Source organism: Micromonospora sp. WMMD1120 (assembly GCF_029626235.1).
GTDB lineage: Bacteria > Actinomycetota > Actinomycetes > Mycobacteriales > Micromonosporaceae > Micromonospora.
Map to the genome: position 1 here is coordinate 6974939 of NZ_JARUBO010000005.1, position 21138 is coordinate 6996076.

Here is a 21138-nt window from a genome sequence, read left to right on the forward strand (position 1 = left end):
TCGTCGTGGCGTGTTACACCTTGCCGCACGTGGAGGAAACGTGATCGACATTCGGTTCGGCTCGCAGGTCTGCGGCGATCTGACCAGCGCGGCCAGCCGGGAGTGGCTGGTCCCCGACGGCCTCGGCGGGTACGCGATGGGCACCGTCGGCGGGCTGCGGACCCGTCGCTACCACGGTCTGCTGGTGGTCCCCGGTGAGACGCCGGCGTCCCGCCGGGTGGGACTGGTCAGTCTCGACCCGGCGGTCACCCTGCCGTCCGGCGCGCGGGTACGCCTCGGCGCGCACGAGTGGGCCTCCGGCGACGTGGACCCGCGCGGCTTCGAGCTGCTGGAGCGCTTCGACCTGGTCGACGGGCTGCCCCGGTGGCGGTGGCGGATCGGCGCCGTGGTGATCGAGCGGGAGCTGGCGATGCTGCCCGGCCGCTCCTGCGTGGCGGTGGTGCACCGGCTGGTCGCCGGCGGGCCGGTCCGGCTGGACCTGTCGGCCGCCTGCACCTGGCGGGACGCGCACGGCGAACGGCGGGCCGACGGCCCGGTCCCGCAGGTCGAGCCGGTGGCTGACGGCGCCGTGGTGGAGGGCGCGTACCGGCTCGCCGGCCCGGGCTGGACGCCCGAGGGGCAGTGGTGGCTGGGCGTGCACCACCGCGAGGAGGCCAACCGGGGTCTGCACCCGGACGAGGACCTGTGGTGCGCGGGCCGCTTCTCCGGCGAGCTGCGCCGCCCCGGCGACACGGTGTCGGTGCGTGCCTGGGCCGGGCAGCTCGACGAGGAGCCGCCGGCGGCCGAGGAGATCGTGGCGACGGCGCGGGAGCGCAACCGGCGGGTGGTGGCGACGGCCAAGCCGGCGGACGCCGTGGACGCCACCCTGACGCTGGCCGCCGACGCGTTCGTGGTGCGCACCGGTCAGGCGGCGGTGGACGTGGTCGCCGGCTACCCGTGGTTCGGGGCGTGGTCCCGGGACACGATGATCTCGTACGAGGGGTTGTTCCTCTGCACGGGCCGCGCCGACGAGGGGCGGGAGCTGCTGCGGGCGTACGCGGCGACGCTCTCCGAGGGGATGCTCGCCAACACCGCCGACACCGGCCGGGTGGAGTACAACACCGTCGACGGCACGCTGTGGTTCCTGCACGCGGTGAGCCGGCACGTCACCGTCACCGGTGACACCGACCTCGGCGACGAGCTGCTGCCCGCGCTGCGCGCGGTCGTCGACGCCCACGCGGCCGGCACCCGGTACGGCATCCGCGTCGACCCGGCCGACGGCCTGCTCACCCAGGGTGCCGCGGGAACCGCGCTGACCTGGATGGACGCGCGGGTGTACGGGGTGCCGGTGACCCCGCGTACCGGCAAGCCGGTCGAGGTCAACGCGCTGTGGATCAACGGTCTGGCCGGGCTCGCCGAGTTGACCGAGTTGGCCGGGCAGGACGCGGGAGAGCTGTGGCGGCGGCACGGGCAGGCCACCGTCTCGTTCCGGGAGCGGTTCCCGGCGCCGACCGGGTGGCTGCACGACGTGCTGGACGCGCCCGCGCCGGCGTACCCGTTGGGTGGCGCGGCCCTGCACGACGACGACGCGCTGCGCCCCAACCAGTTGCTGGCCTGGTCGCTGCCGTACGCGCCGTTGGAGCCGGACGAGGCGACGCTGCGGCGGGTGGCCGACGCGCTGCTGACCCCGCTCGGGCCGCGCAGCCTCGCCGCGGACTCGCCGGAGTTCGTGGGTCGGCACCGGGGCGGTCCGGCCGACCGGGACGGCGGCTACCACCAGGGCACGGTCTGGCCGTGGTTGCTCGGTCCGTACGTGGACGCCGCCCGCCGGGGCAAGATGGCGGTCGATGACGCTTTCGTCGGCATTGAGGCCCATTTGACGGAGTATGGGATAGGCTCGGTGAGCGAGACGGCCGATGGCCTCGCGCCGCACGCCGCGACCGGCTGTCCCTTCCAGGCGTGGTCGGTGGCCGAGCTGCTGCGGGTGCGTCAAAGGGGCCAGTAGCGCTTTACACGACCGCAACGGTGGTGTCGCCGCTGGTTATCTCGATCCCGGCAGGATTGGCCTCGATCCAGACGCGACGGCGACACCGACTGCGGTGTCGGTCGGCGCGCGCCCGGGGACAACTCAAAGGGGGCCGCATGTCACCCGACGCCCACGTGATCGACATCCACCCCGCCCGGCAGCTACGGGTGCTGATGCTCTCCTGGGAGTACCCGCCGGTGCTCGTCGGTGGCCTCGGCCGGCACGTGCACGCCCTCTCCGTCGCGCTCGCCGCCGCAGGCCACGAGGTCACAGTGGTCACCCGGCACGCCGAGGGCGCGCCCCTGGAGGAGTACGCCGAGGGCGTGCGCATCCTGCGCGCCCCGGAGGACCCGGTCGCCTTCCCGCTGGCCACCGGATCGTTGCTGGCCTGGACCATGGCGTTCAACCACACCCTCACCCGCACCGCCCTGCGCGCCACCCAGGCGGGCGACTACGACGTCATCCACGCCCACGACTGGCTGGTCGCGCACACCGCCGTGACCCTCTCCGAGCACCTGGACCTCCCGCTGGTCACCACCATGCACGCCACCGAGGCGGGCCGGCACCAGGGCTGGTTGCCGGAGGAGATGAACCGCACCATCCACGGCGTCGAGCACTGGCTCAGCGGGTCCTCCATCCGGGTGATCACCTGCTCGGGTTACATGCGCGAGCAGGTCACGACCCTGTTCGACGTCCAGACCGCCCAGGTCGACGTGGTGCCCAACGGGGTCGACGACCGGGCCTGGCGGGCCCGGCCCCGCGCCGTCGCGTCGGCCCGCGCGCGGTTCGCCGGGGACGGGCCCCTCGTCGGGTACGCCGGACGCCTGGTCTACGAGAAGGGTGTCCAGCACCTGGTGCACGCCGTACCCCGGCTGCGCGAGCGGCACCCGGGGCTCCGCGTCGTGATCGCCGGCGACGGGCCGTACCGTGCCGAACTGGAGGAGGAGGCCCGGCGGCTGGCGCTCAGCTCGACCGTCCGGTTCACCGGCTTCCTCGACTCCACACAACTGCCGGCGATGCTCGGCGCCACCGACGCGACGGTGGTCCCCAGCCTCTACGAGCCGTTCGGCATGGTGGCGCTGGAGGCCGCGGCGGCCGGAGCGCCCCTCGCCGTGGCCCGCACCGGCGGCCTCGCCGAGATCGTCGAGCCCGGCGTGACCGGTGTGACCTTCCCGCACAGCGACCCGGACGCGCTCGCCGGCGCCGTCGGTCAACTGCTCGGCGACGAGGTCCACGCCCGGCGGATGGCGCGGCGGGCCCGCACCATGGTCGGCGAGCGGTACGGCTGGGGCACGATCGCCGCCCGCACCGCCGCCAGCTACGCCGCCGCCCGCCGGGAACACGGCCCTGTGCAGGCCCGACGCGCCGCCGCCCGGCTGGCCGGCGGTCGCGCCCGGATCGCCATCCCGGAGGGGAATCTGCTCGCCGCCGACCACGCCGCCTGCTGAGCCGGGTCGGACGACCGATAGGTGACTTCCGATCCGCTCGTTAGGGTGTAGCCCGGACAGCGGTTGAGGAGGAGCGTGCGCAGGTGCTGATCGCCGGTCGGTACCGGCTGCTCGACCTGGTGGGTCGCGGGGGCATGGGCCGGGTGTGGCGTGCCCACGACGAGATGCTGCACCGCGAGATCGCGGTCAAGGAGGTCGTCCCGCCGAGCTGGTTGACCGATCGCGAACGGGACGAGGTGCGCTCACGCACCCTGCGCGAGGCGCGCACCGCGGCCCGGCTCAACCACCCCGCGGTGGTCCGGCTCTACGACGTCATCGCCGTCGAGGGCAGCCCGTGGATCGTGATGGAGTACGTCCCGTCGCGCACCCTCCAGGACGTCGTGGACGCCGAGGGGCCGCTGGAACCGGCGCACGCGGCCCGGATCGGCCTGGCGGTGCTCGACGCGTTGCAGGCCGCGCACACCGCCGGCGTGCTGCACCGCGACATCAAGCCGCAGAACGTGCTCGTGGCACACGACGGGCGGGTGATGCTCACCGACTTCGGGTTGGCCACCTTCGACGGCGGCGACGGCGCGATGACCCGCCCCGGCATGGTGCTCGGCTCCCCGCAGTACGTGGCACCGGAGCGGGCCGCCGAGGGGGTGTCCACTGTCGCCGCCGACCTGTGGTCGCTCGGAGCGACGCTGCACGCCGCTGTCGAGGGGCGGTCCCCGTACGCCCGCAGCACCGCCATGGCCACACTGAGCGCCCTGGCCGCCGGCCCACCGGACCCGGCACCGCACGCCGGGATGCTCGCGCCGGTGCTCGCCGGGTTGCTGCGCCGGGACCCCCGCGAGCGCCTCGACCACGACGAGGCCCGCCGGCTGCTGACGGCCGCGGCGACCGGCCGCGTGGAGCCGCCACCGACGGCCGATCCACATACGGTGTCCGGGCGGCCGGGATCGGTGCCGGGCCTGGTCGGGCAGCCCGTCGTGGTGCGGGACGGCGAGGAGCAGGAGCCCACCGTCCCACTGCCCGACGACTCCACCGCCCCGAGCGCCGGGCCGGCCCTGGTGGGCACGGCAGCCGGCGCGACGCCGCGATGGATGCGCGGTTCGCGTACCGCGCGTCGGCTGTCGCTGATCGCGGTGGCGCTGCTGGTCGCCGTCGCGGCCGGTGTCGGCACCGCGCTGACCGTCGCCGACGACGAGCCCGGCGGCCCCACCGGCTGGTCCTCGTCGCCGCGGCACCGCCCGCCCGACGGCGGCCCGGGCGGGCCCGGTCCCGGCCCGGACGGTGCCGGCCCGCCGCCCGGCGGGCGGGACCGCCCTCCCCCACCGTTCGCGTGCGTCCGGCCGCACGTGGAGGGCAGCCCGGTACTCGCCGGTGACCCGGCGCCGGGCGAGCGCTTCCGGCCGCCGCGTGGCTGGGTCTGGCACGCCGACACCGCCGGGTTCCACGTGGCCGTGCCGGCCACCTGGTACTACTCCCGGAACGGCGAGGTGGCCTGCTTCCAGGACCCGGTGTCCGGGCGTGCCCTCAGCGTCGCCCCGGGCAACAGCGCCGACCCGCTGGTCCGGCTGCGTGCGGCCCGCGACGCCGCGATCGGCGCCGGGGCGCTACCGGGGTACGACGAGATCCGGCTCGCCGCGAACGACGACGGGGCGGAGTGGGAGTGCCGCTGGCAGACCCCGTACGGCGGCCCCTGGTTGCGCGCCCGGCAGCAGGCTGTCGACGCCGGTCGCTGGGCGCTTGGTTGGATCACCCACGACGAGGACTGGGCGGGGGCCGCGGACGACTGGAAACCAGTCCGAGAAAGTTTCCGAACACCCCGCTGACCTGCACCGTATGGCCATGATCCGGACTACCGTCCGGCGTGGATCGAGGCCGCTCAGTGGATGGAAAAGCCGGTTTCGGTGGCTATCGTGGAATGCGGGGTGACCGAGGGGGAGCGACCGTGCAGCAGTTGCTGATCGCGGGTCGGTACCGGCTGCTCGACCTGGTCGGCACCGGTGGGATGGGTCGGGTGTGGCTCGCGCGCGACGAGATGCTGCACCGCGACGTCGCGGTGAAGGAGGTCGTGCCGCCGTCCTGGCTGGCCGAGGCCGAGCGCGAGCAGTTGCGGCTACGGACCCTGCGCGAGGCGCGCACCGCCGCCCGGCTCAACCACCCCAACGTGGTGCGCATCTACGACGTGGTGCACGACCGGGAGAGCCCCTGGATCGTGATGGAGTACGTGCCGTCCCGGTCGGTGCAGCAGATCATCAGCGCCGAGGGGCCGCTGAGCCCGCAGCGGACCGCCCGGATCGGGCTGGCGGTGCTCGCGGCGCTGCGGGCCGCGCACACCGCCGGCGTGCTGCACCGCGACGTGAAGCCGCACAACGTGCTGGTGGCCGACGACGGCCGGGTGGTGCTCACCGACTTCGGGTTGGCCACCTTCGACGGTGGCGACGGCGCGATGACCGGCCCCGGCACGGTGCTCGGCTCACCGCAGTTCGTCGCCCCGGAGCGGGCGCGCGAGGGCGTGTCCGACCCGCGCACCGACATGTGGTCGTTGGGGGCGACGCTCTACGCGACCGTCGAGGGGCAGTCGCCGTACGCGAGGTCGACCGCGATGGCGACGCTGAGCGCCCTGGCCACCGAGCCACCGGATCCGATGCGTCGGGCCGGCCCGTTGCGTCAGGTCATCACCGGCCTGTTGCAACGCGACCCGTGGCGGCGGCTGACCGCCGTCGAGGCGGAGCCGCTCCTGCGCAGGGCCGCCGCGAGCGCGCAGCAGCCCGTCGGGCCGGCCCGGTCCTCGGCGGTCGCGGCGGTCCGCAGCGCCGCTCGTGGCATCGCGCCCCACGAGGTCGAGCCGCCCGGAGACTGGGGGCCGTCCCCGCCTCCGTCCCGTCGACCGCGCCGGCGACGGCTGGTCGCCCTGGGCGGCGCGGTCACCGCGCTGCTCGTCGCGGGCGGCGTGACGCTGGTGCTGCTCGACCGGACTGATGGGCGGACCCCGCCGTCCGGCTCCGGCGGGGGCGCCCCGACCTCCCGGCCGGCCGCGTTCGCCTGCGCGTCGCCACCGCCGCCGACGGCTACCCCGGTGGCGTCGGTGTCGCCGCCCGCGGACGCGCAGTACCGGTTGCGCGACGGCTGGACCTGGCACGACGACCCGACCGGGTTCCGGATCGCCGCGCCGGTGGGCTGGGCGCGCTGGACCGAGGGGGCGGTGACCTGCTTCCGGAAGTTCACCGGGAGCCGGGTGCTCAGCGTCGAGGCGGGGCCGTTCAGGCCGGACCCGGTGGCGCACTGGCGGGCCGAGGAGGCGCGGCTGCTCGGCGGCGACGCGCTGCCCGGCTATCGCCGGGTGGACATCTCCGCGATGGACATCTTCGACGGTGGCGCGGTGTGGGAGTGCGCCTGGCAGAGCCCGCGCGGCGAGTCGCTGCACAGCTTCCGGCTGCTGGCGAACACCTCGGCCAACCGCTCCTACACCGTCTCGTGGTTGACAGAAGAGTTCGACTGGCAGGTCAACGCGGCATACTTGCTGATGATCCGGCAGAGCTTCACTCCCATCCCGTGACGAGATCCACTGTGGACCTTCCGGGTGATGCCCCTGCGGCGCCGGCGCTGACTACAGTGGCGTAGTTTTGGGCGCTCAAGATCCCTGGGGAGGGTGAGCCGAGATGATGGGACCGTCGCACGCGCTGTCCGGCGCGGCGGTGTGGTTGGCCGGGTCCTGGGCACTGGACCAGTTCGCCGACTACCACCAGTCGCCGCTCGCGTTGGCGGTCGGCACCGCGGTGTGCGCCGGGGGCGCGCTCTTCCCCGACCTCGACATGTCGGGCAAGGTGACCAAGAACCAGGGTGGGGCGACGGTGGCCCGTACCTTCGGGGTCTTCTCGCTCTTCGCCGCCGAGGTCATGGAGAAGATCTCCCTCGGCGTCTACTACGCCACCAAGCTCAGCCGGGACCCGCGTCGCAGCAACGGGCACCGCACGCTGACCCACACGTTGCCGTTCACTGTGCTCGTCGGGTGGGGCACCACGGCGCTCTGCGCCACGTACGGCAAGTGGGCCGTCATCACCATCCTGTTCTTCATGTTCGGTCTGGCGCTGCGCGGGCTGTTCGACGAGTGGGCGCAACGCGCCGGCTGGGTGATCATCACCCTCGCCTCGGCCGGGGCCGCCTGGTTCACCTTCGCCAACCTCCCGGGCGGGCGTGGCTATCCGCTGATCGGCACCGCACTGGGTGTGGGCTGCTTCGTGCACATCCTCGGCGACATGATCACCCGGGCGGGCGTGCCGATCCTCTGGCCCATCCCGATCAAGCGGCGGATGTGGACGATGATCGGCCTGCCGAACGGCATCGCCCTGCGCACCGGCAGCAAGGCGGAGGTGGTCGTGCTGCGGGCCGTCCTGACCGTCGTGGCGGCGCTCGCCACCGCCGGGCTGATCGCGCCGTCGGTGCTCCAGCGGTTCAACATCGAGATCTGACCGGGCCCGGCCCGGAGACGCCGCCGGCCTCCAGTGGTGATCGACTCGGCTTCCTCGATGTCGGGGCATCCTTCGTGTGGAAGACCCTGGTTCACCAAAACAGCGGGTGGACCATCCGCGCCGGGACGGGGGTGGGCCCCGACGTCGGTCCGAACCAGATTCGACATCATCTATTGACGTCGCCGTAACAGGTGGCCTAGCGTCCTGTCGAACCGCCTCGTCGAAACGCTTCGACGCACCGTTGGGAGCGATCCCGACCCGGGACGGAGGAGGTGTGCGGTGGCCACGATGCACGACGTCGCCCGCCTCGCACAGGTCTCGGTCAGCACCGTCTCGTACGTGCTCACCGGCGCGCGACCGATCTCGCAGGCGACCCGCGACCGGGTGCTCGCCGCGATGGCCGAACTCGACTACCAGCCCAACGCGCTGGCGCGGGGCCTGGCCAGCCGACGCAGCCGCATTCTCGGCCTGCTGATGCCGATGGACGAACGCGGTCTCGGCGCCACCGAGACCGCGTTCGTCACCGGCGCGGCCGCGGCGGCCGGCGTCGCCGGCTACCACCTGGTGCTCTCGCCGGTCGGTGGGGGCGACCTCGACGACCTGCGCCGGCTGGCCAGCTCACGGATGCTCGACGGCGTCGTGCTGATGGAGGTCCAGCTCACCGACCAGCGCGTCGCCGTGCTCCAGGAGGCCGGCGTGCCGCTGGTGTTGATCGGCCGCACCGGCGACACCGGCACGCTGCCGTACGTCGACATCGACTTCGACCAGACGGTCCGGGAGGCCGTCGCGCACCTGGTCGGCCTCGGGCACCGGCAGATCGTCTACGTCAACCACTCGGCCGCCACGCTGGCCAGCGGCTACGGTCCCGCGCTGCGTACCCGGGACGCCTTCACCGCGGCCATGACCACCCACGGCCTGGAGCCGGTGATGATCGCCGCGGAGGACAGCGCCGCCGGTGGGCGTGCCGCCCTGGCCGCCGCGTTCGCGCGGGCCCCCGAGCTGACCGCCGTGCTGGCCATGAACGAGGCCGCGATCTTCGGCATCCTCGGCGAGCTGACGCGCCGTGGGTTGTCGGTGCCCGACGACGTCTCGGTCGTCTCGATGGTCACCTCGCCGCAGGTCGCCGAACTGGCCACCCCGGCGCTGACCGCGATGACCTCGCCCGGTTCGGCGATGGGCCGGATCGCGATCGAGGCGCTGGTGCGGCACCTGGGCGGCGCCGCCGTCGAGCGTCACCAGCAGCTCCTGCCGTGCACGTTGGAGGTCCGGGGGTCGACCGCCGGGCCACGGAGCCGCCAGCCACTGGCGGCTGATCGATGAATGGCCCGCCGCCGCGCTGCAACGCGACGACGGGCCCCGTGAAGTACCGGTCAGATACTCAACGAGGAGGATGCTAATGCAGCGATTCCACCGGCTCGTCGCCGCGCTCGCGGTGGCCGCGACAGCGACGACCACACTGGCCGCCTGCAGCGGCGGTGACAGCGGGGACGACAGTGCCGCCACGGTTCTCAAGCTCTGGCACTACGAGAGCGAGAACAGCGCCATGGGCATCGGCTGGGACCGGGCGATCGAGATCTTCAAGTCCGAGCACCCCGGCGTCGAGGTGCGCTTCGAGCGCAAGGCGTTCGAGCAGATCCAGCAGAATGCCGGCATGATCATCAATTCGTCCGAGGGTCCGGACATCATGGAGTACAACAAGGGCAACGCGACGGCCGGCCTGCTCTCCGCGCAGGGCCTGCTCACCGACCTGAGCGCCGAGGCCGACAGGCGCGGCTGGGCCGGCAAGCTCAGCCCCAGCCTCCAGACCACCGCCCGCTACAGCGACAAGGGCGTGATGGGCTCGGGCAAGTGGTTCGGCGTGCCGAACTACGGCGAGTACGTCACCGTCTACTACAACAAGGACCTGTTCCAGGCCAACGGCGTCGCGGTGCCGACCAGCATGGCCGAGCTGACCGCCGCGATGGACACCTTCGTCGGCAAGGGCGTCACCCCGCTGGGCATGGCCGGCGCCGAATATCCGGCCGGGCAGCTCTTCTACCAGCTCGCCCTCTCCAAGGGTGACCGGCAGTTCGTCGACAACTACCAGCTCTACGAGAACCCCGTCGACTTCACCGCCGACCCGCTGCGCTACGGCGCGGAGACCTTCGCCGAATGGGTGCGCAAGGGCTACGTCGCCAAGACCTCGGCCAGCCTGAAGGCCGAGGACATGGGCACCGCGTTCATCGCCGGCAAGGTGCCGATGATCGTCTCGGGTAGCTGGTGGTTCGGCCGGTTCAAGACCGAGATGAAGGCCAACTGGGACACCTTCCTCTTCCCCGGCAACACCCTGCACGCCGGCTCCTCCGGCAATCTCTGGGTGGTCCCGGAGAACAGCAAGGCCAAGAGCCTGGCGTACGACTTCATCGACATCACCATGCGTCCGGAGGTCCAGGACCTGATCGGCAACAACGGCGGTATCCCGGTCGCCGCCGACCCGGCGAAGATCAGCGACCCCAAGGACCGCAAGCTGGTCGAGGACTTCACCACCGTCAGCAAGCAGGACGGGCTCGCCTTCTACCCGGACTGGCCGGTGCCCGGCTACTACGACGTGCTGGTCTCCGGCTTCCAGGGTCTGCTCAACGGCTCCAGGTCGCCGGATGAGGTTCTCGACGCGATAGCCAAGCCGTACGCCGATGGCGTCAAGGAGATCACCGGCAAGTGACACGGCGAGCGGCAGGCGTGCCGGTCACGCCTGCCCGCCCGGCCGGGAAGGACCCGCCATGGCAGTCTCCGAGACCGTCGCCGCCACACCACCGGCCGCGACAGCCGCCCCGCCCGCTTCCCCCCGCACCCGCCGCGCGGTGTACTGGCTCTACCTGCTCCCCGGCGCCGCGCTCTTCGTCCTGGTCATCGGCGCGCCACTGGTCGGCACCGGCTACCTCTCGCTGACCAGGTGGTCCGGGGTCGGCGACCCCCGGTGGGTCGGCCTGGACAACTACCGGCAACTGTTCCAGGACGAGCTCTTCTGGACGTCGTTCCGCAACACCGTCGCCATGATCGTCGCGATGGTGGTGGTGCCCACGGCGCTCGGGCTGCTGCTCGCCGCCGTGCTCTTCGACGTCGTCGGCCGCCGGTTCACACCCCGTACCGCCGCCGCGCTGCGGGCCGCCTTCTACCTCCCGCAGGTGCTTCCCGTCGTGGTCGCCGGCATCGTCTGGGGTTGGATCCTCCGCCCCGACGGCGCGTTCAACGGCCTGCTCGACGCGGTCGGTCTCGGCGCGCTGCGCCATGACTGGCTCGGCGACCCCGGCACCGCCCTGCCGGCGGTGATGGCGGTGATGATCTGGGTGCAGATCGGCTATCCGGTGGTCGTCTTCATGGCCGCGTTGCAGCGCGTGGATCCCGAGCTGTACGAGGCGGCCGAGGTCGACGGCGCGAACTGGCTGCACCGGTTCCGCGCGATCACCCTCCCGCAGATCCGGCCGGAGACCTTCGTGGTGGCCCTGACCTGCACCATCGCCGCGTTGAAGGTGTTCGGCCCGGTCTTCGCCCTGACCCGGGGTGGACCGGACAACGCCACGAACGTGCCGTCGTACTTCGCGTATTACACGTTCTTCCGGAAGTTGCAGGTCGGCTACGGCTCGGCGATCTCGATGGTGCTGACGCTGATCATCGTGGTGGTGGCCGGGATCTTCATCTGGGCGCAGGCCCGCAGCGAGCGCCGGGACCGGGGGTTCTGACATGGCCGTTCCGCTGACACCGCGCAGCGCGCCGGCGACGTCGGCCCGGGTGCGCGACCGTGACCACCGTGGCGTCAGCCGCTGGGTGGTGCTCGCGGTGGTCACCCTCGGCGCGCTCGTCATGCTGGTGCCGTTCGTGTTCATGCTGCTCAACGCGTTCAAGTCGCCCGGGGACTACTCGTCGGACGGTCCGCTGAGCTGGCCGACGGAGTTCTACACCGAGGGCCTGCGCCGATATTGGACGACTGTCGACTTCCCGCTCAAGCTCTGGAACTCGGCAATCATCGCCGGGTCGGTGGCCGTGCTCGGCGTGCTGGTGTCCCTGCTCAACGCGTACGCCCTGGGGGTCGGCCGGGTCCGCGGCCGGCTCTGGATCGTCGGTCTGTTCCTGCTGGCCAACATGCTGCCGCAGGAGGCGCTCGTCTACCCGTTGTACTACGTCGCCAAGGAGGTCGGCCTCTACAACACCCAACTCTCGGTGATCATCATCTTCACCGTGATCCAGAGCGCGTTCGGCACCTACCTGCTCGCCTCGGTGCTGGGCACGTTCCCGCGCTCCCTGCTGGAGGCCGCCGCCCTGGACGGCGCCGGCACCTGGCGCGTGCTGTGGCGGGTGGTCTTCCCCAACCTGCGCCCCACCCTGGTGGTGCTGCTCATCTTCTTCTTCATCTGGACCTGGAACGAGTTCCTCATCCCGCTGGTCATGCTCATCGACAACCAGACGCAGACCGTCCCGGTCGCGCTCGCGTCGTTGCAGGGCGACCGGTTGATGGACGCCCCGACCACGAACGCCGGCGCGCTGATCAGTCTGCTGCCGGCCGTCCTGTTCTTCCTCATCTTCCAGCGCACCCTGGCGCGCGGCATCACGGCAGGAGCCGAGAAGTGAAGTTCACCGACGGGTACTGGCAGCTGCGCCCCGGGGTCAGCGTCCTGCGCCCCGGCGCCGTGGAGTCGGTCGAGCCGGACGAGCGCGGCTTCACCGTCTACGCGCCGACGGGTCGGCTCGCCGGGCGGGGCGACACCCTCAACCGTCCCGTGGTCACCGTCCGTTTCTTCTCCCCCGCCGCCGGCGTCGTCGGGGTGACCATCGCCCACCACACCGGAGGGCTGCCCCGCGAGCCGCGCTTCGGGCTCCGCACCGACGACACGCACCCGGTCACCGTCGACATCACCGGGCTCAGCGCCACGCTGACCACGGGCGAGCTGACCGTCCGGGTGGCGCTCGTCGACGGGTGGCGGGTCGACTTCCGGCGCGGCGACCGGTCGCTCACCGCGTCCACCGAGCGCAGCGTCGGCGTCGTCACCGACGCCGACGGCCGCCGGTACGTGCACGAGCGGCTCGCCCTCGGCGTCGGTGAGACGGTGTACGGGCTGGGCGAGCGCTTCGGCCCGTTCGTCAAGAACGGACAGACCGTCGACATCTGGAACGCCGACGGCGGCACCGCCAGCGAGCAGGCGTACAAGAACGTGCCGTTCTACCTGAGCAGCGCCGGCTACGGGGTCTTCGTGGACCACCCGGAGCACGTGTCGTTCGAGATCGGCTCGGAGGTCGTCGCGCAGACCCAGTTCAGCGTCGAGGGCCAGTCGCTGACCTACCACGTCGTCGACGGGCCCACCCCGAAGGACGTGCTGCGCCGCTACACCGCGCTCACCGGCCGACCGGCCCGCATCCCCGCCTGGTCGTACGGCCTCTGGCTGTCCACGTCGTTCACCACCTCGTACGACGAGAAGACGGTGACGGAGTTCGTCGACGGGATGGCCGAGCGCGGGCTGCCGCTGTCGGTGTTCCACTTCGACTGCTTCTGGATGCGGCAGTTCCACTGGGTCGACTTCGTCTGGGACCCGGCGACCTTCCCCGACCCGGAGGGGATGCTGCGCCGGCTGCACGAGCGCGGCCTGAAGGTGTGCGTCTGGATCAACCCGTACATCGCGCAGCGGTCGTACCTCTTCGAGGAGGGCCGCGAGGCCGGCTACCTGGTCCGCAACCCGGACGGCTCGGTCTGGCAGTGGGACCGGTGGCAGGCCGGCATGGCGCTGGTCGACGTCACCAACCCGGACGCGGTCCGCTGGTTCACCGGCAAGCTGAAGGCGTTGCTGGACATGGGCGTCGACTGCTTCAAGACCGACTTCGGCGAGCGCATCCCGACCGACGTGGTCTGGCACGACGGCGCCGACCCGCAGCGGATGCACAACTACTACTCCTACCTCTACAACAGGGCGGTCTTCGAACTGCTGACGACCGAACGCGGCGAGGGCGAGGCGGTGCTGTTCGCCCGCTCGGCCACCGCCGGTGGGCAGCAGTTCCCGGTGCACTGGGGCGGTGACTGCGAGTCGACGTTCGTCGCGATGGCCGAGTCGCTGCGCGGCGGGTTGTCCCTGGCCGCGTCCGGTTTCGGCTACTGGAGCCACGACATCGGCGGTTTCGAGGGCACCCCCGACCCGACGGTGTTCAAACGGTGGGTCGCCTTCGGGCTGCTCTCGTCGCACTCCCGGTTGCACGGGTCCGGCTCGTACCGGGTGCCGTGGGCGTACGACGAGGAGGCGGTCGACGTGCTGCGGCACTTCACCCACCTCAAGCTCGGCCTGATGCCGTACCTGGCGGCCGCCGCCGAGGAGGCGCACCGCGACGGTACGCCGATGATGCGGCCGATGATGCTGGAGTTCCCGGACGACCCGGCCACCGCGTACCTGGACCGGCAGTACATGCTCGGCCCGGACGTGCTCGTCGCGCCGGTGTTCGACGCCGACGGCGACGTCACGTACTACGTGCCCGCCGGCACCTGGACGCACCTGCTGACCGGCGCGCAGGTCAGCGGCCCGGCCTGGCGCACCGAGAAGCACGGCTTCGACAGTCTGCCGGTGCTGGCCCGGCCCGGCGCGGTCATCCCGTTCGGGTCGCGCACCGACCGACCGGACTACGAGTGGGCCGACGATGTGCGGCTGCGCCTGTACGCACCGACCGAGGGGCAACGCGTCCGGGTACGGGTACCGTCACCCGGGCACGGGCCGGGCGCCGAGTTCGACGTGCGCTACGAGGGTCGGACGGCCGGTGCCGAACTGGTCGCCGGCGCCTCGACGGGTTACAGCTGCGAGATCCAGGGGACGGAACGATGACGCAACACCACTTCCCGGACGACTTCGTCTGGGGATCGGCCACGGCGGCCTACCAGATCGAGGGCGCGGCCAGCGAGGACGGCCGCGGGCCGTCGATCTGGGACACCTACAGCCACACGCCCGGCCGGACGCTCAACGGCGACACCGGCGACGTGGCCGCCGACCACTACCACCGGTGGGTCGAGGACCTCGGGCACATCGCCGACCTCGGGCTCGACGCGTACCGGTTCTCCATCGCCTGGCCCCGGGTGCAGCCGGGCGGCTCGGGCCGGTTCAACCAGGCGGGCATCGACTTCTACTCCCGGCTGGTGGACGGGCTGCTGGAGCGGGGCATCCGCCCGGTGGCCACCCTGTACCACTGGGACCTGCCGCAGGAGTTGGAGGACGCCGGCGGGTGGGCGGCGCGGGAGACCGCGCTGCGCTTCCAGGAGTACGCGACGGGTATCGTCGGCGCGCTCGGCGACCGGGTGCACACCTGGACGACGCTGAACGAGCCGTGGTGCTCGGCGTACCTCGGCTACGCCTCCGGCGTGCACGCCCCGGGCCGGACCGAGCCGGCGGCGGCGCTGGCCGCTGTGCACCACCTCAACCTCGCGCACGGCCTGGCCGGGCGGGTGGTCCAGGAGCTGGCCCCGGCCGCCGAGCTGTCGGTGACGCTGAACCTGCACGTGGTCCGGGGCGCGTCCGACGCCGAGGCGGACTCCGACGCCGTCCGGCGGATCGACGCGCTGGCGAACCGGGCGTTCCTCGGCCCGATGCTGGACGGGGCGTACCCGGCCGACCTGCTCGCCGACACCGCCGCCGTCACCGACTGGTCGTTCGTGCGCGACGGCGACGAGAAGCTGATCGCGGTGCCGCTGGACGTGCTCGGGGTCAACTACTACTCCAGCACGCTGGTCCGCGCCTGGGACGGCGTCTCGGCCCGCTCCGACGCCGACGGGCACGGCGCGTCCACGTCGACGCCCTGGGTGGGCGCGGACGACGTCGACTTCCTGCCGCAGCCCGGCCCGTACACCGCGATGGGGTGGAACATCGACCCGCCGGCCCTGACCGAGCTGCTGCTGCGGCTGCACCGGGAGTACCCGAACCAGCCCATGATGATCACCGAGAACGGCGCCGCGTTCGACGACGTGGTGTCGCCCGACGGCCGGATCCACGACGACCGCCGGATCGACTACCTGCGCCGGCACATCGGCGCGGTGGCCGACGCCCGCGCGCGGGGCGCGGACGTGCGCGGCTACTTCGTCTGGTCGCTGCTGGACAACTTCGAGTGGGGCTACGGCTACGACCGCCGCTTCGGAATCATCCGGGTCGACTACGACACCCAGGTCCGCACCTGGAAGGACAGCGCCCACTGGTATCAGCGCCTCGCCGCCACCGGTGAGCTGCCGGACGCCTGACGGGCAGACGAACAGCGACGGGCTGGATGCGTTCGGCGATGACCGAACACATCCAGCCCGTCGACCGTCAGGTCAGTCCGAGGAGGCGGTCGGCAAGCCGTCGAGGTAGCGGGCCGGGAGAACAGTGAGCGGCGCGTCCGCGTACCCGCTCTCGACGATCTCGTCCCACGAGCGGAAGTACCTCTTGGCGCCACCGACGATCAGGTAGACGTCGCCCTGCGGATTGCTCACCATCGTGCCGTCGCGGGGAACCCCGCCGATGCTGTCCAGGTACCGCGTGGGCAGGATCGCCGGCGTCACTCCGCCGTAACCGGTGGCGGCCATCTCCTGCGGGCTGTTGAACCAGACCATCGCGCCACCCACGAACACGTAGATGCCGTGATTCGGACCGGACACCACGGTGCCGTCACGCGGCACAGTGGGGAGGGTGTCGAGGTAACGGGTGGGCAGAAGGGTCGGCGGCACCCCGCCGTAACCGGTATCAACGATCTCCTGCGGGGTGTTGAACCAGATCCTCGCACCGCCCGCGACCACGTAGATGCCGTGCTGCGGACCGGACACCACGGTGCCGTTGCGCGGAACTCTCGGCAGCAGGCCGAAGGTGCCGTTCGGAACGTCGGCCCACGCGGGGTTGTAGCCCGTCGCACTGATCTCGGCAATGCTGTCGAACCAGATGGGAGCTCCCCCGGCGATGACCGAGATCGACCCCGCCGTCTCGCGGTAGAGCGAGCGGTCGTTGAGAGGAAAGTCGACGATGCTGCGACGGACCCAGTCGGCGAGGTCGTCGACACGGACCTCGACAGCACCCTGGCGGGTCTGGGTTTCGCCGATGCACCCGGCCTGCCAGGACGTGCCGTTTATCCCCACCAGCTCCGGGCCCGCGTCGAGCTCTCGGAACGCCGGCCCACCCGCGTCACCCTTGCAGATGCTGGCGTTCACCGGATCACGGCCCTTGATGTCGAAGGTCGTCGCCGTCTGGTCGGCCCAGCCTCCCACAGTGAACTGCGCCGTGTGCATCCGGTCCGGCACCCACTCGGTCGCCGTCCGGCCGAAACCCGCGACGCGCAACACCTGCCCGTAGCGCGGTTCGGTTGCGGCGAGCCTGATCGGCGTGACGTCGTTCACCGGGTTCGCGAGCCGAACGAGCACGACGTTTCGCCCCGGGTGTGGAACCAGCCTGTCGACGGCGACGACCGCACCGGCGGAGGAACTGAGACTCGCTCGCCCGACGGTCACCGTGGTCGGCCGTGGCGGTGGGCCGAGGGCTACCCCGGACAGGCCGAAACAGGTCTTTGCGGTGACCACCCACTGGGGCGCGACCAGCGCGCCCGAGCAGGAGGTGCCTCCCTCCGCACCGGGTTGCCCGATCACCAGTTTGGCGACGAACCGGTATGTGCCGTCAGCGGCCGGGACGCTGACAGCCGCCTGCGCCGGCACCGCTGACGAGGTCAGTCCCGCCGCCACCAGAACGAGCGGTAGGGCAGCCCGCCAACCCGTTTTCGCGATCTTCACCAATCATCCCCGTTCACCGCTTTGCCAGAGGTGGGCTGCCCGAGCGGACAGCCCAGCGCGCACACAGGCAAGCAACAACGGCGATGCCACAACAACCCCCGTGGAAGCGAGACCGCGCTGCCACAGCGTAGTGGTACGGCGACTCGGCCCACAACATCGACGTTCGCGATACGGAAGGGCAACCACCAGCCGGCTCGATCCTCCTCCACCAGGACCACGTCGATCTTGCGCTTGCTGTTCCGGCGACGGGGAATGCAAGATCGGCGGAGTACGGGGCCGGGGTCAGACCCCCACGCGCTGGGGTGGGACGGTGAGGCCGTACATCTCCATCAGCTCCGGGGTGTCGACCCGGCTGCCGTCGGCCACCGAGTCGCAGGCGATGTCGACGATCTGGTCCTTGTGCGCCAACAGGTACGGCCGGGCGCCCACGTCGGCGCTGGCCAACGTCGCGATGCCGGGCCAGTGCCGGCGGCCGAAGAGCATCGGGTAGCCGCGCAGCCCGTCGTAGGTGGCGCAGACCAGCACGTCGGGGTACGGCAGCGCGGCCACCCGCAGGACCGCCGCGGTGGTCAGGCCCGGCATGTCCACGGGGACGACCACCACCGCCTCGATGCCGTCGTCGTGCAGGGCAGCGAGGCCGGCCCGGATGGACGAGCCCACTCCGGTGCCCCAGGCCTTGTTGATCACGACGGTGACCCTCGTCAGATCGGCGGTCTCCTGCACCTGCTCGGCGGCGGCGCCCAGGACGACCACGATCCGCTCACAGCCCGCCTCGGTCATCGTGTCGATCATCTGGTTGACCAGGGGCTTGCACCCCTGGTGCAGCAGCGCCTCCGGACCACCGATCCGTCGTCCGCCACCCGCCGCGATGATCATTCCTGCGATCCCGTTCAGCTGCGCCCCCTCCAGCACGGGACGAACCGTTACCGGCCCGTCCCCTCCTACGGACACTGCAACGAGGACGGCCAGCGGGGAGTGGCGGGGCGAAAAGGAGAAATAGCACAACCGTTACACGCCCGGCATCTCCCAAGGCGGCGCGGAGACGGTCACGACACTGTCGGAGACCACACGTCGACGGAGCCGCTCCGGTGCCGGGAAACCCACTGGGCCACCCAGCCGAGCCCGCGCGCGGTGAGCGCGTAGAGGACGACAGGGGCGACGACGAGGAGCGCGGCCACCGCAGCCACCAAGGGCAGATGACCAGCGGACACCTGCGTGACAGCCGCCGCGCCCACGGCGTACGCGGCGGCGAGAACGACAGCGACGAACACGGCCGGGCCCACCACCCCGGCGGTCCCCCGCCGCCGCCCGCGAGCCTCCGCGACCACCACCGCCGGCAGGAAGAGCAGTGGGACCAGAGCCCCACCGAGCACTGCGGCGATCACCACGAGCATCGGCCCGGCCAACGGCCCACCCACCTCGGACCCGGTGACCAACGCGTACGCCAGCAGGCCGAGGTAACCCACCATCGCTTCGGCGACGAAGACCAGCCAGGCGGCGGCCATCCCAGCCAGATGACGGAGGACTCCGGTGACCATGGGACACCTCCCGGTTCGGCCGGCGGCGCGGCTGTGGGCCGAGACTAACCGAGCGGTCGTCCCGGCACCGTCCCGTCGCGCACCGGCGCCGGAGACAGCGCTCACACCCGCTGGCACCGCAGCGGCCACCCGGTGGCACGCTGGGCAGGCCACGGACAGCGCGTCGGTCAGGTCGCGTCGGCGTAGCAGTCGACGACGGACAGATCCAGCGGAAACCGCACCGGTGTCGCACCGAAGAGCAGGGCGGACGCCCGCTCGCCGGACCGGGTGACCGCCTCGGCGACCGCCGTCGCCTGCGCGGCCGGAGCGTGCACGACCACCTCGTCGTGCTGGAAGAAGACCAGCTCGGCACCGGTCCCGGCCAGCTCCGTACGCAGCGTGGCGAGCAGTGTGGAGGCCCACTCGGCGGCGGTGGCCTGGATGACGAAGTTGCGGGTGAAGCGCCCCCGGGACCGCGCGGCGCGGGCCCGCGGGCTCTGCGGATCGGCCGCCTCGCCCGGATCGGCTGACGCGTCGTCGAGGTCGCCGAACCCGGCCGAGCCGGGCGGACACGTCCGCCCCAGCCACGACCGCACCAACCCGCCCACCTCACCGGTACGCGCCGCCGCCTCGACGTAACCGAACGCCGTCGGGTAACTGCGCTTCAACACCGCCAGCGCGGGCACCGCGGCGCCGCCGGTCTGCCCGTACATCGCGCCCAGCAGGGCGACCTTGGCCTTGGACCGGTCGCCGCCGAACGAGTCCCGGGCCAGCGCGGCGTAGAGGTCGCCGGCACCACCCGCCGCCGCCAACCGCGCGTCGCCGGAGACCGCTGCCAGCACCCGGGGCTCCAACTGGCCGGCATCGGCGACCACCAACCGCCACCCCGGGTCGGCCACCACCGCGCGCCGGATCACCTTCGGGATCTGCAACGCGCCACCGCCCCGGGTGGCCCACCGGCCGGACACCACCCCGCCCGGCACGTACTCCGGTTGGAACCGGCCGCCCTGCACCCACTGCTCCCGCCAGGACCAGCCGTGCGCCGTCCAGATCCGGTAGAGCTCCTTGTATTCCAACACCAGCGGCACCGCCGGGTGGTCCACCCCACGCAGCACCCAGGCCCGGGTGTTGGGCAGCTCCACCCCGGCCCGGGCGAACGCCTTCAGCAGCTCCGCCGGGGAGTCGGCGTGCAGCCGGCGTACGCCGAGCGCGTCGGCGATGCGGGCGGCCAGCTCGGCGAGCCGTCGGGGCGGGCCGCCGACCGGGGACGGCTCGCCCAGCAGCTCGTGCAGGATCTCGTCGTGCACGTCGGCGCGCCAGGGCAGCCCGGCGACGCCCATCTCCGCCGCGACCAGGGCGCCGGCCGACTCGGCGGCCACCAGCAGCCGGAACCGGCCGGGGTGTTCGGTCCGGGCGACGCGGGCGAGCTGGTCGGCGTACACCCGGGTCAGCGCGTCGATGCCCGGGCCGGGCGGGCCGGGCAGCGTGTCGAAGAGCGCGCCCTGACCGAGCCCGGGCGGCGCGGCGGCCCGCGGCGGCGGGTCGGGCGGCACCGCCGCGCCGGTCAGCCGGGCCCAGGCGGCGGCCAACGAACGGGGCTCACCCCAGCGGCCGGCGTGCCCGAGCAGTAACGCCTCGGTCAACTCGACGTCGTGGCAACGGTCGACCCGGACACCGGCGCGCAGCAGCGCCGGGTAGATCGCCGGCGCTGTCGACCAGACCCAACGCGGATGCTCGGCGGCCTCACGGGCGGCGACCGCGGCGGCCAGATCGGCGACGACCTCCGGTGGGCCGGTCGGCCGGCCGGCGGCGTCCAGTGGACGGAGGACTCCCCCACCCCGCTCGTCTGACACCACCGCCACCAGCACGAACGCGATTCTGCCTCCCACCTGCGACAGGAACCGAGGCGCACCTCACCCGTTCCGGGTCGGTGCGCTGTCGGGGTCGGTCGGTAGCGTGACCA

Annotated in this window: 15 protein-coding genes; 11 read left to right on the forward strand and 4 right to left on the reverse strand. The window is 72.3% G+C overall.

What is annotated here, in order from left to right:
- Positions 1 to 40: 40 nt before the first annotated feature.
- From O7634_RS31155 to O7634_RS31205, 11 genes are all read left to right on the forward strand, one after another.
- Positions 41 to 1984 carry an amylo-alpha-1,6-glucosidase gene (locus O7634_RS31155; RefSeq protein WP_278153708.1) on the forward strand — a complete coding sequence of 648 codons (1944 nt, stop codon included), beginning with the start codon at positions 41 to 43 and terminating at the stop codon, positions 1982 to 1984.
- A gap of 137 nt (positions 1985 to 2121) precedes the next feature.
- Positions 2122 to 3453: a glycosyltransferase family 4 protein gene (locus tag O7634_RS31160; RefSeq protein ID WP_278153709.1), complete on the forward strand. Its 1332-nt coding sequence runs from the start codon at positions 2122 to 2124 to the stop codon at positions 3451 to 3453.
- An 83-nt stretch (positions 3454 to 3536) separates the two neighbouring features.
- Positions 3537 to 5270, forward strand: coding sequence for a serine/threonine-protein kinase (locus O7634_RS31165; protein ID WP_278153710.1), 1734 nt, complete (start codon positions 3537 to 3539; stop codon positions 5268 to 5270).
- 119 nt (positions 5271 to 5389) lie between these two features.
- Positions 5390 to 7000, forward strand: a complete 1611-nt coding sequence (locus tag O7634_RS31170; protein ID WP_278153711.1) for a serine/threonine-protein kinase — start codon at positions 5390 to 5392, stop codon at positions 6998 to 7000.
- A 103-nt stretch (positions 7001 to 7103) separates the two neighbouring features.
- On the forward strand, positions 7104 to 7913 hold the full coding sequence (locus tag O7634_RS31175; RefSeq protein WP_278153712.1) for a metal-dependent hydrolase: 810 nt from the start codon (positions 7104 to 7106) through the stop codon (positions 7911 to 7913).
- A gap of 288 nt (positions 7914 to 8201) precedes the next feature.
- Positions 8202 to 9233, forward strand: coding sequence for a LacI family DNA-binding transcriptional regulator (locus O7634_RS31180; RefSeq protein ID WP_278154125.1), 1032 nt, complete (start codon positions 8202 to 8204; stop codon positions 9231 to 9233).
- A gap of 76 nt (positions 9234 to 9309) precedes the next feature.
- On the forward strand, positions 9310 to 10614 hold the full coding sequence (locus O7634_RS31185; protein ID WP_278153713.1) for an extracellular solute-binding protein: 1305 nt from the start codon (positions 9310 to 9312) through the stop codon (positions 10612 to 10614).
- Positions 10615 to 10672: 58 nt separating this feature from the next.
- Positions 10673 to 11632, forward strand: a complete 960-nt coding sequence (locus tag O7634_RS31190; protein ID WP_278153714.1) for a sugar ABC transporter permease — start codon at positions 10673 to 10675, stop codon at positions 11630 to 11632.
- Position 11633: 1 nt separating this feature from the next.
- Positions 11634 to 12518, forward strand: coding sequence for a carbohydrate ABC transporter permease (locus tag O7634_RS31195; RefSeq protein ID WP_278153715.1), 885 nt, complete (start codon positions 11634 to 11636; stop codon positions 12516 to 12518).
- A complete protein-coding gene (yicI, locus tag O7634_RS31200; protein ID WP_278153716.1) occupies positions 12515 to 14746 on the forward strand; it encodes an alpha-xylosidase in 2232 nt (743 codons plus the stop codon). The genes O7634_RS31195 and yicI overlap by 4 nt, the downstream gene beginning before the upstream one ends.
- Complete coding sequence (locus O7634_RS31205) at positions 14743 to 16146, forward strand: GH1 family beta-glucosidase (RefSeq protein ID WP_278153717.1); 1404 nt, start codon at positions 14743 to 14745, stop codon at positions 16144 to 16146. Before yicI ends, O7634_RS31205 begins: the two co-directional genes overlap by 4 nt.
- A 72-nt stretch (positions 16147 to 16218) precedes the next feature.
- Here the strand turns inward: O7634_RS31205 and O7634_RS31210 are convergent, their stop codons facing one another.
- The 4 genes from O7634_RS31210 to O7634_RS31225 all read right to left on the reverse strand — a co-directional run bounded on the left by O7634_RS31210 (position 16219) and on the right by O7634_RS31225 (position 21073).
- On the reverse strand, positions 16219 to 17658 hold the full coding sequence (locus tag O7634_RS31210; RefSeq protein ID WP_278153718.1) for a trypsin-like serine protease: 1440 nt from the start codon (positions 17656 to 17658) through the stop codon (positions 16219 to 16221).
- Between the two features lie 282 nt (positions 17659 to 17940).
- The gene (locus O7634_RS31215; protein WP_278153719.1) at positions 17941 to 18534 is read right to left on the reverse strand and encodes a nucleotidyltransferase family protein; all 594 of its coding nucleotides are present in this window, start codon (positions 18532 to 18534) and stop codon (positions 17941 to 17943) included.
- 170 nt (positions 18535 to 18704) lie between these two features.
- The gene (locus O7634_RS31220; RefSeq protein ID WP_278153720.1) at positions 18705 to 19196 is read right to left on the reverse strand and encodes a hypothetical protein; all 492 of its coding nucleotides are present in this window, start codon (positions 19194 to 19196) and stop codon (positions 18705 to 18707) included.
- 167 nt (positions 19197 to 19363) lie between these two features.
- Positions 19364 to 21073 (reverse strand): bifunctional 3'-5' exonuclease/DNA polymerase, encoded by a 1710-nt coding sequence (locus O7634_RS31225; protein WP_278154126.1) that lies wholly within the window; start codon positions 21071 to 21073, stop codon positions 19364 to 19366.
- Positions 21074 to 21138: the final 65 nt, after the last annotated feature.